Origin of the sequence: Myroides sp. C4067 (genome assembly GCF_038039665.1) — a bacterium.
GTDB lineage: Bacteria > Bacteroidota > Bacteroidia > Flavobacteriales > Flavobacteriaceae > Flavobacterium > Flavobacterium odoratimimum.
On record NZ_JBBPHJ010000003.1, the window covers coordinates 122,169 to 137,523 of the forward strand.

Annotated in this window: 15 protein-coding genes; 7 read left to right on the plus strand and 8 right to left on the minus strand. The window is 36.0% G+C overall.

The annotated features are described in order from the left end of the window. Positions 1–40: 40 nt before the first annotated feature. Positions 41–490 (minus strand): GNAT family N-acetyltransferase, encoded by a 450-nt coding sequence (locus tag AABL87_RS02895; RefSeq protein ID WP_071307102.1) that lies wholly within the window; start codon positions 488–490, stop codon positions 41–43. Positions 491–611: 121 nt separating this feature from the next. On the opposite strand from AABL87_RS02895, the gene AABL87_RS02900 reads away from it, so the two are divergent. After that, positions 612–815 (plus strand): hypothetical protein, encoded by a 204-nt coding sequence (locus tag AABL87_RS02900; protein ID WP_006257728.1) that lies wholly within the window; start codon positions 612–614, stop codon positions 813–815. Between the two features lie 239 nt (positions 816–1,054). On the opposite strand, the gene AABL87_RS02905 is transcribed toward AABL87_RS02900, so the two are convergent. Together AABL87_RS02905 and AABL87_RS02910 are read right to left on the minus strand one after the other, a co-directional pair. Next, positions 1,055–2,308: an aspartate kinase gene (locus AABL87_RS02905; RefSeq protein WP_006257727.1), complete on the minus strand. Its 1,254-nt coding sequence runs from the start codon at positions 2,306–2,308 to the stop codon at positions 1,055–1,057. Further along, positions 2,309–2,782 (minus strand): GNAT family N-acetyltransferase, encoded by a 474-nt coding sequence (locus tag AABL87_RS02910; protein WP_006262576.1) that lies wholly within the window; start codon positions 2,780–2,782, stop codon positions 2,309–2,311. Positions 2,783–2,878: 96 nt separating this feature from the next. Between AABL87_RS02910 and fbp the strand changes: the two genes are divergently transcribed. Continuing rightward, on the plus strand, positions 2,879–3,883 hold the full coding sequence (gene fbp / locus AABL87_RS02915) for a class 1 fructose-bisphosphatase (protein ID WP_006257725.1): 1,005 nt from the start codon (positions 2,879–2,881) through the stop codon (positions 3,881–3,883). 55 nt (positions 3,884–3,938) lie between these two features. On the opposite strand, the gene AABL87_RS02920 is transcribed toward fbp, so the two are convergent. Next, on the minus strand, positions 3,939–4,367 hold the full coding sequence (locus AABL87_RS02920) for a fructose 1,6-bisphosphatase (RefSeq protein ID WP_006257724.1): 429 nt from the start codon (positions 4,365–4,367) through the stop codon (positions 3,939–3,941). A gap of 266 nt (positions 4,368–4,633) precedes the next feature. Here AABL87_RS02920 and AABL87_RS02925 point away from each other — a divergent pair, with 266 nt between their 5' ends. Both AABL87_RS02925 and AABL87_RS02930 read left to right on the plus strand, forming a co-directional pair. Then, positions 4,634–5,062, plus strand: coding sequence for a deoxycytidylate deaminase (locus AABL87_RS02925; protein ID WP_006257722.1), 429 nt, complete (start codon positions 4,634–4,636; stop codon positions 5,060–5,062). A gap of 12 nt (positions 5,063–5,074) precedes the next feature. Further along, the gene (locus AABL87_RS02930) at positions 5,075–6,652 is read left to right on the plus strand and encodes a S41 family peptidase (protein WP_341276922.1); all 1,578 of its coding nucleotides are present in this window, start codon (positions 5,075–5,077) and stop codon (positions 6,650–6,652) included. Between the two features lie 355 nt (positions 6,653–7,007). On the opposite strand, the gene AABL87_RS02935 is transcribed toward AABL87_RS02930, so the two are convergent. Further along, positions 7,008–9,074, minus strand: coding sequence for a M13 family metallopeptidase (locus tag AABL87_RS02935; protein ID WP_006266129.1), 2,067 nt, complete (start codon positions 9,072–9,074; stop codon positions 7,008–7,010). A gap of 161 nt (positions 9,075–9,235) precedes the next feature. On the opposite strand from AABL87_RS02935, the gene AABL87_RS02940 reads away from it, so the two are divergent. From AABL87_RS02940 to feoB, 3 genes are all read left to right on the plus strand, one after another. Then, complete coding sequence (locus tag AABL87_RS02940) at positions 9,236–9,946, plus strand: SCO family protein (protein WP_006257719.1); 711 nt, start codon at positions 9,236–9,238, stop codon at positions 9,944–9,946. A gap of 220 nt (positions 9,947–10,166) precedes the next feature. Next, entirely contained in the window at positions 10,167–10,397 is a 231-nt protein-coding gene (locus AABL87_RS02945) for a FeoA family protein (protein WP_006260493.1), read from the plus strand. Between the two features lie 26 nt (positions 10,398–10,423). Further along, entirely contained in the window at positions 10,424–12,532 is a 2,109-nt protein-coding gene (gene feoB / locus AABL87_RS02950; protein ID WP_313138643.1) for a ferrous iron transport protein B, read from the plus strand. A gap of 247 nt (positions 12,533–12,779) precedes the next feature. Here the strand turns inward: feoB and trpA are convergent, their stop codons facing one another. The 3 genes from trpA to AABL87_RS02965 are packed head-to-tail and all read right to left on the minus strand — an operon-like array spanning position 12,780 to position 15,352. Next, a complete protein-coding gene (gene trpA / locus AABL87_RS02955; RefSeq protein ID WP_341276923.1) occupies positions 12,780–13,550 on the minus strand; it encodes a tryptophan synthase subunit alpha in 771 nt (256 codons plus the stop codon). Then, positions 13,543–14,730, minus strand: a complete 1,188-nt coding sequence (gene trpB / locus AABL87_RS02960; RefSeq protein ID WP_341276924.1) for a tryptophan synthase subunit beta — start codon at positions 14,728–14,730, stop codon at positions 13,543–13,545. Before trpB ends, trpA begins: the two co-directional genes overlap by 8 nt. After that, entirely contained in the window at positions 14,717–15,352 is a 636-nt protein-coding gene (locus AABL87_RS02965) for a phosphoribosylanthranilate isomerase (RefSeq protein WP_341276925.1), read from the minus strand. The genes trpB and AABL87_RS02965 overlap by 14 nt, the downstream gene beginning before the upstream one ends. Between the last annotated feature and the right edge of the window lie 3 nt (positions 15,353–15,355).

Sequence of the window (15,355 nt, forward strand, 5' to 3'; positions counted from 1 at the left end):
AGAGAATATAGGAATAAGTATAATTATCAAATAAATAGATCTACAACATCTTTTCAAAACACAGGCTACTCTCCACACCTTCGTACTGACCGTAGTTAGGGATAACAGTATAGTTATTCTTTCTGTATAATATCTCTGCTTGTGTCTGTAGCTTACCCATCTCTAAGATACAGCGTGTATAACCTAGCTCCAGACTCCACTTTTCTAGTTCAGCTAGTACAATAGAAGCGACACCCTTACCTCTAGCGATAGGAGCAGTGTACATACGCTTAACTTCCATAGTATGTGAGTCATATTCTTTGATAGCTCCACAGGCTATAGCATGATTATCTTCATAGATAACAATAACATGGTTGATATGATCTACTTTATTGTATTGATCAAAGAAGTCATGTTCATCACCATCAGTTGTTTTGAGGTATTTGTCTAGTTCTATGATGAGGTTTAGAAAGTCTTTATTGTCAGAGTCGGTTCTTGTGATGGTCGGCATAGCTTGATGTTTAGGAGTTAAAAATACTGTTTTTTAAAGTGCTATTTATTTCATTAGAGAAAAACTATTCGTTAAAGTTGCGTATCTTTATAGAACGTGATTATTAAAAGCAAGTGTAGATATGGACTTAGATTATGAAAGTAGATTTTATATGGTATGGATACTATCGAGTATTGTGATAGGTGTCTTCGGTGCTATATTGTATAAAGTAATACAGGATATTAAAAAGAAAGAAGTGACTAAAGTGCAGTATATCATTGCTTTTATAGGTAGCTTTATCATCGCATTAGCCTTTGAGTGGGTGCTGTTTTATCTTGCTTTATAGCTAATATTTGGTTTTAATGAATAGCTTATGAAGAAAGTCTTAATGGGTATAGTCTATATACACGGGTTGCTATTATGGGGAATCTATATCCTGATATATGCAGTGGCTAAGTTCTTTTTACACACCTGTAGATTAGGTAAAAAGAAGATTAGACAATGAGTCTTATAACTATGGTCAATGTATGGTTATTTAGTATAGTATATTAAAAAGGCCGTCTTCGTGAGACAGCCTTTGTGATATTATTCTTTAGTGACAATCTGCATTGTCTCTCTATTCACTTGTTTTAATAATAATGTTTTATCACCAAGTATCTTCTGTGCAGAGTGATCATCGAAGTGTCTTATGGTATATAGAGACACATTCTCATTATAGCTCACCTTAAATTTATCTGTAAGCAATAGTCTTACATCTTCGAAGTGATTAAACTTATCTTCTACACATACAGAGAAGCTAATAGCAGAGTTCTGTATGACATTCACTTTAATATTATACTCTCCGAATAATTTAAAAATATCGCTGATATTCTGCTCCATGATAAAAGAGAAATCCTTAGAAGATAGTGATATTAATAATTGGTTCTTCTTCACAATAAAACATGGAACATGAGGAGTCAATGGTGCTCCTTTAGATACATTCGTTCCTGGTAATAATGGATTTAAGAATGACTTTACATATAAGGGTATTTCTTTTTGACGCAATGGTTGTAAGGTCTTCGGATGGATGACTGACGCACCGTAGAATGCTAGTTCTATTGCTTCTTGATAAGAAATATGTTGTAGTAGAGTCGTATCTTCAAAATAACGTGGATCAGCATTCAGTACCCCTGGTACATCTTTCCATATCGTTACACTCTCAGCGTCTAAGGCATAAGCAAATATAGCGGCTGAGTAGTCAGACCCCTCTCTGCCTAATGTAGTAGAGAAACCGTTGTAGTCAGAGCCAATAAATCCTTGTACAATGAATAATTGTTTTGTACAAATCTCTTTTTTGATATTCTCTATCGTGATATCCCAGTTTACATCAGCATCTCTATAGACTGTATCTGTTTTGATTAAGTTTCTTGAGTCTAGCCAAGTATTATCTATACCTGATTCTAGTAGGTAATAGTGTAAGATAGTCGTAGAGATAATCTCTCCATAGCTTACGATTTGATCATAAACGAAATTGTAATTAGGAGATTTATTGTTCAGTAAGAAGTAAGTAATAGAATCAAATAGCTCTTTTAGCGATGCATAGATATCGTGATCTTCATTAGGGAATAATTCTCTAACGATCGTGTAGTGATAATCTTTAACTACATCAACAGACTCTGCTAAGTCAAATCTATTCTGAAAATAGTTGTGTACGACTACTTCTAAGGCATTCGTCGTTTTACCCATTGCAGAAGCAATGATTAGGCTATCTTCATAGCCCACTGTTTTTAATACGTTACAAACGTTTCTTACATTTTCTGCGTCTCTTACTGAGGCTCCTCCAAATTTGAATACTCTCATTTACTTAGATTGACTAAATTGTTCTATTCCGTTTTGATCCATTTGTACAGTATACCAATCTTCTAATACTGTCGCTCCGGATTTTTTATAAAAGTTAATAGCCGGTTCATTCCAGTTCAGAACTACCCATTCTACTCTTCGTACACCTTCTTTCTTTGCGATATTCATTATTTCTGCATACAGTGCATATCCCGCTCCTGTACCTCTAGCAGCTTCTGTGACGATAAGATCTTCTAAGTGAATCGTCTTACCCTTCCAGGTAGAATATCTATTGTAGAATAAAGCCATGCCGATGATTTTAGTGTCTAGCTCAGCAACAATAACATTAAATAAAGGATTTGCTCCAAAACCATCTCTGATTAGGTCTTCAGCGGTAACTACGACAGCATCAGGTTCTTTTTCGAAAGTTGCTAGTTCTTGTATTAATGCTAATACATTAGGCATATCTTGAGGGGTTGCAGATCTAATATTCATTTTAGTTATTGATTTAATGGTTAATGTCTTCGGTTAGACAACAAAATTAACGATATTTGCACTGTAAAATACACAACTTAAGAATCATTTTTGAAAATGACAACAGAAAGATCTCAAACTTTAGGAGAGTTTATCATTGAAAAACAAGAAGACTTTAAATACTCTTCTGGTGAGTTATCAAGATTAATTAACTCTCTTAGACTAGCTGCTAAAGTAGTAAGTCACCAAGTTAACCAAGCAGGTTTAGTTGACATCGTAGGTGCTTTTGGAAAACAAAATGTACAAGGTGAGCAACAGCAGAAACTTGATGTTTTTGCAAACGAAGTATTCATTAAAACACTTATCAATAGAGAAATCGTATGTGGTATCGCTTCTGAAGAAGAGGATGATTTTATTTCTATCCACGGTAGAGATAACAGCAACGAGAACAAGTATGTAGTGCTAATGGATCCACTAGACGGTTCGTCTAATATCGATGTGAATGTATCAGTAGGTACTATTTTCTCTATTTATAGACGTGTGACTCCTATCGGAACTCCTGTAACAAAAGAAGACTTCTTACAAAAAGGAGAGAATCAAGTAGCAGCAGGATATATTGTATACGGTTCTTCTACGATGTTAGTTTATACTACAGGTAATGGAGTACACGGGTTTACATTAAATCCAGCGATCGGTACATTCTTCTTGTCTCACCCGAATATGAAGATTAATGAGGATGGGCATATCTACTCTATCAATGAGGGGAACTATGTACACTTCCCACAAGGGGTAAAAGATTACTTAAAGTACTGTCAAGCAGAAGAGAATGATAGACCATATACTTCTAGATACATCGGTAGTTTAGTATCTGATATTCACCGTAATATTCTAAAAGGAGGTATCTACATTTACCCTACTAGTACTAAAGCTCCTAAAGGTAAACTAAGATTGTTATATGAGTGTAATCCTATTGCATTCATCATTGAGCAAGCTGGTGGTAGAGCATCTGATGGTTATACTCGTATCATGGAGATAGAGCCAACGGAGTTACACCAACGTGTTCCTTTCTTCTGTGGTAGTAAAAACATGGTAGAAAAGGCTGAAGAGTTTATGAAGAAATAAGAAGTATTTCTATAAAATAACAAGTGAGCTAATCTTTAGGATTAGCTCACTTTTTTTATTTTTTAAGGTTGTGAATTTCTTCTATGAAGGTATCTATATCCACATTTAAGACTAATAATGATAGAGATTTATCTACTAAGAAATCTATATTGTTAGTGAAACCTAAGGCAACAGCAAATTTCTTTAATATCTCTTTTTGTTTTGGTCCTAATACGTGATTTACATATACCATTCTTGCCAAATCGTATAATCTTTCGATACGATTGGTCTCTAGATAGGGAGGGTTGACAGGATAGCTCTCTGGGTTCTTTAATATATTCGCATAGTCCTCGTCGCTGATTTCTAGTCGAATAGCTAGTTCATCTAAGAAAGCTTTTTCCTCTGTACTACAATGTCCATTCGCTAACGCCACACGTACTATCGAAGCAAAGTGGCCTTTGTTTCTCTCTCTAAATCCTAAATCAAATAATTCTGAGTATGACATTTTTGTTTGTTTTTTGGTTAGTAAATTGGTTCAGTTTATTATATCTAATATAATGATAAATTATGGAGTCTATAGTTTTTTTATGATATTTTTATGCTTATCATAATGAAGTGTGTTTTTAGTAGTGAGTTTATAATAGATTGTTCGTTTGGATAGTAAATTAGATAAACGAAGTAAGTTCCTATTCTAAGATTGGTGTATTAACAAAAAGGTTTGTGTATTTTTGTTAGATCAAAGGGATAGAGAACTTTGTAAATATTTCTGATATGAATGAATCAAAAATAACTAAATATGATAAGGCTTATTTGCGTATGGCTCGCGAATGGGGACAACTATCGTATTGCAAACGAAAAAAGGTAGGCGCTATTATTGTAAAAGATAGAATGATTATTTCTGACGGATACAATGGGACACCTACTGGTTTTGAGAATTGTTGTGAAGACGAAAACGATACTACGCACTGGTATGTGCTACATGCTGAGGCTAACGCTATCTTGAAGGTAGCTAGTTCTACACAGAGTTGTCAAGGGGCTACACTTTATATCACGATGTCTCCATGTAGAGACTGTAGTAAACTTATCCATCAGGCAGGGATTACTAGAGTGGTGTACAGTGAAGGTTACCGTGATACAGAAGGGGTAGACTTTTTAGAAAAAGCAGGGGTGGATGTCGTATTTCTTCCTGACCTTGATTAATATCCACTGTAGATGAAAAAGTTTTTTTGGCCTCTGATTATATCGATTTCTTTATCCTTAGGTATTTTACTAGGAGGCTTTCTTGTATCTGCTTCTTATCGTGGAAAAACAGGTTTTTATACCAATCACAATAAGCTTAAATTAAATCGGCTAATTGATTTTATAGAGAAGGAGTATGTAGATAATGTAGATACTGACTCTATCGTCGATAGAACGGTGACTACTATTCTAGAACAACTAGATCCACACTCTATCTATATCGGCAAGAGTGGGCTACAGTCTGTGACAGAGTCTATGCAAGGTAGTTTCGTAGGGATAGGGGTGAACTACTATTACTATAAAGATAGTGTCGCTGTAATCAAAGATATCGTAGATGGCCCCGCTTTTAAATCTGGTATACAGCCGGGTGACCGTATCATAAGTGCTGACGGACAGCATCTGTATGGAAAGGAGATGACCTCTGATAGTATCGCTAAATACTTAAGAGGGGAAAGGGATACTGATGTAAAATTAGAAGTCTATCGTAAGACTGTAGGTAAGAAGCTAGACATTGTGGTCAATAGACAGCCTATTCCTATCAAGAGTGTAGATGCTGCATTTAAGTTATCAGACGGTAGAGGATATATTAAGCTCAATAGATTCTCTAGTACAACTTACGAGGAGTTTAAAAAGGCGTTAGAGGATCTGATTACGCAAGATATTTCTAGCCTAGTCCTAGATTTGAGAGATAATGGAGGAGGGTATATGGATCAAGCAGTGAATATGCTAAATGATTTATTAAAGAAAGATCAGGTAATCGTAAAGACTGTAAATAAAGGTGGTCAAGAGAGAGTCACAAAGTCTAAAGGAAGTGGTCTCTTTACAGATAAGCCTCTTTATGTATTGATTAATGAGAATTCTGCTTCTGCTAGTGAAATTATAGCTGGAGCGATACAGGATAATGATAGAGGTACTATCGTAGGGCGTAGAAGCTTCGGTAAAGGACTTGTACAACGAGAATTGATGCTCGGGGATGGTTCTGCTATTAGATTGACTACAGCTCGTTACTTCACTCCTTCTGGACGATCTATACAGAAGCCTTATACGATGGGGGTAGAAGAGTATAATAACGATTTTAGAACGAGATATGCACATGGAGAGTTATATGCTGCTGATAGTATAAAAGTAGCCGATAGCCTACAGTACAAAACCTTAAAAGGACGTGTAGTCTATGGAGGTGGTGGTATAGTACCGGATATCTTTGTTCCGATAGGGAATAAGCATGGAGATGACACTGTGGTACTTCTGATGAAATCGGGTATTGTGAGTTTCTTTGTATTCCAAGAGATCGATAAAGAAAGAGCGAAGTTTACTAATATGTCTAAAGAAGAGGTGATAGACTATGTGATGTCTTCTGATAAAGTATTTAAAGCTTATATTAAACATCTAGAAGGCAATAAACTATTCTTCAAATTAGATAAGCGAAAACAGATTGTGAAGCGATTCTTAGTCGGAGAGTTTTTAAGTCAATTATACACTAGTGAGGATTACTATCTATGGATGTTAGAAGTAGATCCTATGATTAAAAAGATAGACGAGAAAACCTTATAGTTAGGAAGAACTCAAAATACTAATAGTAAAGCATTGTGATTATCACAATGCTTTTTTTGTGGGATATAGTGTTACTTGTTTATTTCTTGTAGTCTATGATAGAACAGTCAAAGGATAACGATAGCATTGTGGTCGCATACTTTTAGCCCTTTTTTATGCGAGCAGTATCCCATAACTATGCGACCACTATGCGATAAGTCCAATTAGGTTTGATATAGCGAAGCGCTGTTTTTGAATGTATGGTATTGAAGTTGAGGTTGTTGTTTGGGTTTTGTGTAGGCTTAGCCTTGTCGTATGGATAAAAAAATAAAGGAGCCTCATTGAGACTCCTTTATCGTTATTTATTGTGTTCTGATTACCAGATTTTAACTCTTTCCTCAGGTTTGATGTATAATTTATCACCTTCTTTAATATCAAATGCTTTGTAGAAAGCATCTACGTTTTGAAGAGGTACATACGCTCTGTAGTGTCCAGGAGCGTGAGGGTCAGTTTTCACTTGGTTTTTAATTGCCTCATCACGAGCTTTAGTTCTCCAGATAGTTCCCCAAGAGATAAAGAAACGTTGCTCAGGTGTGAATCCGTCGATTAGACCTGGATCACCGTTTTCTTTTAAATAGATTTGTAATCCGTCATAAGCAGCATTAACACCACCTAAGTCTCCGATATTCTCACCTAAAGTGAATTTACCGTCTACGAATACACCTGGTAGAGGCTCTAATGCGCTGTACTGAGCAGCTAAAGCATCACCTAATTTAGTAAAACTAGCTAAGTCAGCGTCAGTCCACCAGTTGTTTAAGTTTCCGTTTTTATCATAACGAGCTCCTGAGTCATCAAAACTGTGAGAGATCTCGTGTCCGATTACAGCTCCGATACCACCATAGTTAATCGCTTCGTCAGCTTTATAATCATAGAATGGAGGTTGTAAGATAGCAGCAGGGAATACGATTTCGTTATAGATAGGGTTGAAGTAAGCGTTCACTGTCTGTGGAGCCATTCCCCAACGAGATTTATCTACAGGTTTACCGAAGTCTTCCATGTTTTTAGCAAAATCCCATTTAGTAGCATTCTTCATGTTTTCGAAGTGATTACCACCGTCTTTAGGAGCTTTAATATCCATAGCAGAGTAATCTTCCCATTTGTCAGGGTAACCGATTTTCACTGTTGTAGTTGCTAATTTTTCTAAAGCACCTTTTTTAGTTTCTTCAGCCATCCATGGTAATGCTTTGATACGATCACCGAAAGCTGTAAGTACGTTTTTAATCATTGCTTGAGCTTTTGCTTTCGCTTCAGCAGGGAATTTTTTAGCAACGTATAATTGTCCTAAAGCTTCTCCTACAGTACCGTTAACTACAGCTAATGCTCTTTCGTCAACAGGTCTTTGTTCTTTAGCACCTTCTAATGTTTTAGAGTAGAACTCCCAGTTCGCTTTCTCCATCTCAGTAGATAAGTAACTAGCGTTTTTGTTCACTAAAGTCCATTTCATATATGCTTTGATATCTTCGATATTTTTAGCAGAAAGGATTTCGTTAAGTGCTTTCATGTATTTCGGTTGAGATACAATTAGCTTTTCAACGTTCTTTAATCCTGTAGCAGCGATATAAGCATTCCAATCAACAGCAGGTGTTAATTTTTGAAGCTCAGCTACTGTCATAGGGTTATAAGTAAGACGGCTATCTCTACGCTCTACTCTAGTAAGACGAGGTTCTGCCATTTTAGTTTCGATCGCTAATACACGTTTAGAATCTGTAGTAGCCTCTTCTTTAGGCTCACCAGCTAATTCTAACATACGCGCTACGTGTGCTACGTATTGGTCACGTTTTTCAGTGATGTCTTTATCTTTTAATACATAATAGTCACGATCAGGTAAACCTAAAGAACCTAAACTGATGTATACTGTATTTTCTTGAGAGCTTTTTGCATCTGCATATACGTAGATAGAATATAATCCTAATCCTCCTTCAGCTACTAATTCGTTGATTAGTTTAGTCGCATCTTCTGGAGTTTTGATTGCATTGATTTTATCTAAGTAAGGTTTAAGAGGAGCTACTCCTAACTCATTTCTCTTAGCTTCATCTAAGTAAGTTTGGAATACAGCTACAGCTTTAGCTTGATCAGATTTAGGATCAAGTTTAGAGTCTTCAGCAGCCTCTCTAAGGATAGCAAGGGCATCCTTATCAGTGTTTTGTCTTAATTCATCAAAACTTCCCCAACGTGTTCTGTCATTTGGAATTTCTGTTTTGTCATACCAAGCACCGTTTACATAACGGAAAAAGTCATCACCAGGCTTTACATTTTTATCCATGTATTCTAGGTTGATTCCATGAGCTACTTGATCTTCTTGCTCTGTTGTATTCTTAGCATCTTTACAAGCTACTAATGATACTACAGCGAAGGCAGAGGTTAATAAAACTCTTTTGTTCATAGTATATAATTAATTTTGTTCCTATTGATATTCTAACAAAAATAGAAAATATCTTTTATAATCGTATTTTTCTATACTTTAAATAAGACATCTTGTATTTATCATGTCTTTAACCTTCAGGTTAAAAGGGATTTTGTAAGTTTGTCGAAACTCTATTTAAAATGTTACACTTTTTCAAGAAATATAAATACTTTTTTATTTTCTTCTTCCTTTTATGTGCAGGAATCATGGTGATGTTCTACAATGCACTGAAGTATAGAAAATCACTACCAGTATATACACCAGCTATGGTGAACCCTGAAATGGTAGATAGTTTAATCCAACATGAGGCCAATAAACAGAAGCACAAGATAGCTGCATTTAAGTTCTTAAACCAGAATGGTGATACAATTACGAATAAAGATTATGAAGGACATATCTATGTAGCTGATTTCTTCTTTACAACATGTACTACGATCTGTCCTATCATGAGTGATAATATGGTTTGGCTTCAAGATAAGATTAAGACTCTGCCAGGCGTTAAATTATTATCACACTCAGTAACTCCTGATATCGATAGTGTACCTGTGCTAAAAGAATATGCATTACACAAAGGCGCTGATGATAAGATATGGAACTTAGTAACAGGGGATAAAAGAGATATCTATTATATTGCTCGTAATTCTTACTTAGCTGTCAAGACGGGGTCTCCAGAAGAGATGTATGATATGGTACACACCGAAAACTTTATTCTAGTAGATGGCAATGGCCGTATCCGCGGGTTCTATGACGGTACTAATCTAGATACTCCTGATAAAGAAGCTAAGAATATGCAGCAGCTATGGGAAGACATCCAATGGTTGTATGAGCATGAAAATAGTAAGTCAAAGTAATTAAATAATTATACAGTATAATCCCTCTACATTTATTAGTTGATGTAGAGGGATTTTTTATATATGAATATTTCTGTTTCTAAGTTATGAATCAAAATAAGCTAATAATGAAAAAGTTGTGTGGTAATTATAGTAGTATTAATACTGATATTTATTAGGAATATAGTTCTATAATCTTTTTAATTGACTAAATTTGCAATATGAATTAAATCTAAATAAGGTGAGTACAACTTTAGACTTATTAAAAAGAAATGAAAAAGGAGTGATAGCAGACTTCGATATGCACAAGGTTCCTTTAAAACTATTAGAGATGGGATGTCTACCAGGTAATGCTGTGGAACTTCTAGAGGTAGCCCCTCTAGGTGACCCAATATATCTGTGTATTAATGATACACATTTATCTATTCGAAAAGAATTAGCTAAAGAGATACAAGTAGAATTAATTGGCTAATTAGATTAAGATATTACATATAGTTGATGAAAAAAGATATAAAAGTTGCCCTAATAGGTAATCCTAATGTAGGGAAAACCTCTGTATTCAATGCCTTGACGGGTCTTAACCATAAGATAGGAAATTATCCTGGTATTACTGTAGATAAAAAATCTGGAGTAGCGAAGTTAGATGATAAAGTAAATGCTACTATTATCGACTTACCAGGAACATATAGTATTAATGCGAGTTCTGAAGATGAACGCATTGTATTAGACTTATTATTTGATCCTACTAATGATGACTTTCCAGATGTTACTGTTGTAGTAGCTGATATAGAAAATCTAAAGCGTAACTTATTACTATTTACTCAGGTTAAAGAACTTGGTGTTCCTACGATATTAGCTGTTAATATGGCTGATCATATGGACGAGAAGGGGATTAGTCTTAAGATAGCGGAGTTAGAAAAGAAATTAAATACAAAGATTGTTTTAATCAGTGCGAAGAAAAAACTTGGTATTCAAGAGTTAAAACAAGCAATATTAAATTATAGAACGTATTCTATAGAACCATGTGTGAATGCTACAGCAGTAGACACAGAGTTCTTTAGTAAACTTGCTTTGACATTCCCTAACCTTTCTGTATTCAAATTGTGGATGATCTATTCACAAGATATCAAAATCGGGAATATAGGGAAGAAAGAGATAGAGGCGAAGGGAGTTCAGTTGTCAGAAAGTGAAATCAAAAAGCTTCAACACAAAAAGACAATCAAGAGATATCAGTTTATCAACGACGTTTTAAAAGAAACGTACTCACGTGATGTCAATAAAGCTACAGATCTTCGTTCTAAAGTTGATAGAATACTTACACATAAAGTGTATGGATACCTAATCTTCTTTGCGATTATGATGTTGGTTTTCCAGGCTATCTTTGAGTGGTCAAGTATTCCGATGGATTGGATAGATGAGCAGTTTGCTAATCTTAGTTCTTGGGTACACGATACGATGGAGCCAGGTAAACTTACAGATTTGATAGCGGATGGTATCGTACCAGGTATTGGAGGGGTAATGCCTTTCATTCCTCAGATTGCTATTCTGTTTATGTTTATTTCTATCTTAGAAGAGACAGGGTATATGAGTAGAGTGGTGTTCTTAATGGATAGATTAATGCGTCCATTCGGATTAAGTGGTAAATCAGTAGTGCCACTTATCTCTGGTAATGCATGCGCTATTCCGGCGATTATGTCTGCTCGTAATATCGAGAACCCTAAAGAAAGATTGATTACAATACTTGTAACACCGTTTACTACGTGTTCTGCTCGTATTCCAGTATATATTATCATTATTGCCTTAGTAATCCCTGATACACGTGTATTTGGATTTTTAAGTATACAAGGATTGACATTGACGTTATTCTATCTAGTAGGATTCTTAGCAGCTTTGTTATCTTCTTGGGCATTGAGTAAATACATCAAGAGCGAGCGCAAGTCATACTTCGTAATCGAAATGCCGAACTACCGTACTCCGATTATTAAGAACGTAGTGGTGAATATGTATGAGAAGACTAAAGCATTCGTAGTAGGTGCAGGTAAGATTATATTCGTATTATCGATCATCATTTGGTTCTTAGGTGCTCATGGACCAGGAGAACGCTTCGAGAATGCTGAGAAACATATTACAGAAGTATATCAAGATAAAGAAGTAAGCGAAGAAGAATTAAGTGAGCATATCGCTAGTTATAGATTAGAGAATTCTTATATCGGTATTCTAGGTAAAACAATAGAGCCTGTAATCAAACCTCTAGGATATGACTGGAAAGTAGGTATCGCAGTATTGTCTTCTTTCGTAGGACGTGAAATCTTCGTAGGAGTACTTGGAACTATTTATAATGTAGGATCTGGGGATGAGAACGATGAAGATGGACGTATTAAACAAAAAATGGCAGCAGAGATATGGCCTGATACAGGACAACCAGTCTTCACGCTAGCCAGTGGGGTGTCACTAATGTTTTTTTATGCTTTTGCGATGCAGTGTACAGCTACAGTAGCAATCGTGAAAAGAGAGACTAAGTCTTGGAAATGGACTATCTACCAATTAGTGTTTATGACTGTTCTTGCGTATGTCGCAGCTTTAATAGCATATCAACTTTTAAAATAAAGTAATTATGGGTTACCAAGAAATAATTGCCTATGCAATTGTAATTATTGCATTGGGGTACATCATTAAAAAAGGTTTTTGGAAGAATAAAACGAATAAGAAAGGTTCTTGCGGCGGAGGTAGCTGCGGATGTTCTTAATCACCATTCTTTAAAATAACAAAATAGGCAACTCATGCGAGTTGCCTATTTTGTATTATAGATGTACTACTTCTAAATGTGGCGAATTCGCCATAATTAGGGCTATACTTACCTAATGCTCTTGACGAAGTTAAGAATACTCTCCTCACTAATGCCATGTTCATTAATATGCTTCATAAAGGCTGTTCCTATAATCGCCCCTGAGCTATATTGATTGGTCAGGTTATAGGTGTGTTTATCTCTTACCCCAAAGCCGATAAGTGCTGGGTTTTTAAGTTTTAAATCTTGAATGTGTTTATAGTATGCTTGTTGTTCTTCTAAAGACTTGTTAGAGCCTGTGGTTCCATTAGAAGAAACTAAATAGATAAAACCATTTGTCTGTTCGTCTATATGGCGTACACGTTCTATCGAAGTATCATTACTTATCAACATGATATTACTGACGTTGTGTTGATCACAGTGTGTCTTGAAATGTGATAAGTAGTAGTCCATAGGTAAGTCTGGAAGGATAATACCATCTACACCTACTTCTGCGCATTTCGCTATGAATGCCTCTACACCATATCTTAGTACTGGATTTAGATACCCCATTAAAACAACAGGTATAGTAATGTGCTGTCTCATTTCTTTTAATTGTTCGAATAACTTAGAGACTGTAATACCGTTTAGTAAAGCCTGCTCACTACTGTGCTGTATAACTGGCCCGTCTGCTAGTGGATCTGAGAAAGGCATGCCTATTTCTACTAAATCCACACCAGCGCTATCTAGATTTTTTAAGATGGTCATGGTGTCTTCTATAGCAGGATAGCCGGCTGTGAAGTAGATCGAAAGTATATTGGATTTCTTCTCGGTGAAGAGTGTGTTGATTCTGTTATTCATGGTTAAAGTATTTAGAGTAAGTAATCATGTCTTTATCGCCTCGTCCTGATAAGTTTACCACTACGATATCGCTTTCTTTTAGCTCCATCTTATTTAGGTAAGCTAAGGCGTGTGCTGATTCTAGTGCAGGTATAATCCCATCTACACGCGTTAATTCAAAAGCAGCTTTGATCGCTTCATCATCTGTGATACTACCTACAGTGATCTTACCTGTATCACTCAGATAGGCATGTGCAGGTCCTATACCTGGATAATCTAATCCGGCTGAGATAGAATAGGGTTCTATAATCTGTCCATCCTCAGTCTGTATAAGGTAAGTCTTACTACCATGTATAATACCTTGTTTTCCTAAGGCGATAGTAGCCGCAGTCTGTCCTGATTCTACTCCTAGACCTGCCGCTTCTACTGCGATTAACTTTGTATGACCATTATCTATAAAGTGGTAGAAAGCGCCCATCGCATTACTCCCTCCACCTACACATGCTACTACATAGTCTGGGTTAGGAGTGTTCTCTTGCTCTATTAGCTGTGCTTTTATTTCTTTACTGATGATAGATTGAAACTTCGCTACCATATCAGGATAAGGATGAGGTCCTACTACAGAACCGATCACATAATAGGTCTCTTGTGGATTATTGATCCATTCGCGTATAGCTTCATTTGTAGCGTCTTTTAAAGTCTTGCTCCCACTCTCAGCAGCTACTACTTTTGCCCCTAACATACGCATGCGTTCTACATTAGGCTTTTGACGTTCGATATCATGTGCCCCCATAAATACAGTACACTCTAGATTTAACAGTGCGCAAGTAGTAGCAGTAGCTACCCCATGTTGCCCTGCACCTGTCTCAGCTATAATCCTCTTTTTGCCTAAGCGTTTAGCTAAGAGCACTTGTCCTATTGTATTGTTAATCTTATGTGCTCCTGTGTGGTTTAGATCTTCTCTCTTTAGATAAATCTTCGCTTTATATTTAGCAGATAAGTTAGCAGAATAGAATAGAGGAGTAGGTCTCCCCACATAATCTTTTAGAAGCTTGTTTAGTTCTTGTTGAAAATCTTCTGTCTGTATGATGTCAAGGTATCTCTCTTGTAAGTCAGATACATTTTTATAAAGCATCTCAGGGATAAATGAACCTCCGTATTCTCCGTAATATCCTTGTTCGTTTGGGTTAAATTCTTTCATAGTCTCTTATTTCTTTTACTAGTTTTCTCACTAGTGTTATGTCTTTATGATGTTGATCGTTTTCTAATTTACTGTTGAGGTCAAAGCCCACTAATCTAGTATCTCGTAATAGTAAAGCGGACTGTATGTTGTGTAATCCTAACCCTCCACTTAGTAAATAAGGGGTGCTACCTTGATAATGCTGTAATACATCCCAATCAAATGATAATCCACTACCTCCATGCTGTGGAGTAGGCGTGTCAAATACAAATAAGTCACAATAGGATTCGTATTGTTCTAATTGACTTAAGTCCTCTGCTGTTCCTATAGAGAAAGCCTTGATTACTTTTACTCCTTGCTCTTTATAATAAGCACAATCTTCTGGGCTTTCGTTACCGTGTAGCTGTACATAGTCAAGCTTATACTGCTTTATACGTTGTGCTATTTCTTGTCTTGTAGCATTGACGAATACACCTACTTTCTGAATATGATGAGGTAGGTTATCAACAGCCTTGTTAATATCTCTACTTACATATCGCTTTGATTTCGGATAAAAGATAAATCCCATCATATCAATGTGCTCTTGCCCAACAGAATTAATATTGTCTATATCAAACATCCCACAGATCTTTATCTTCTTCATCGC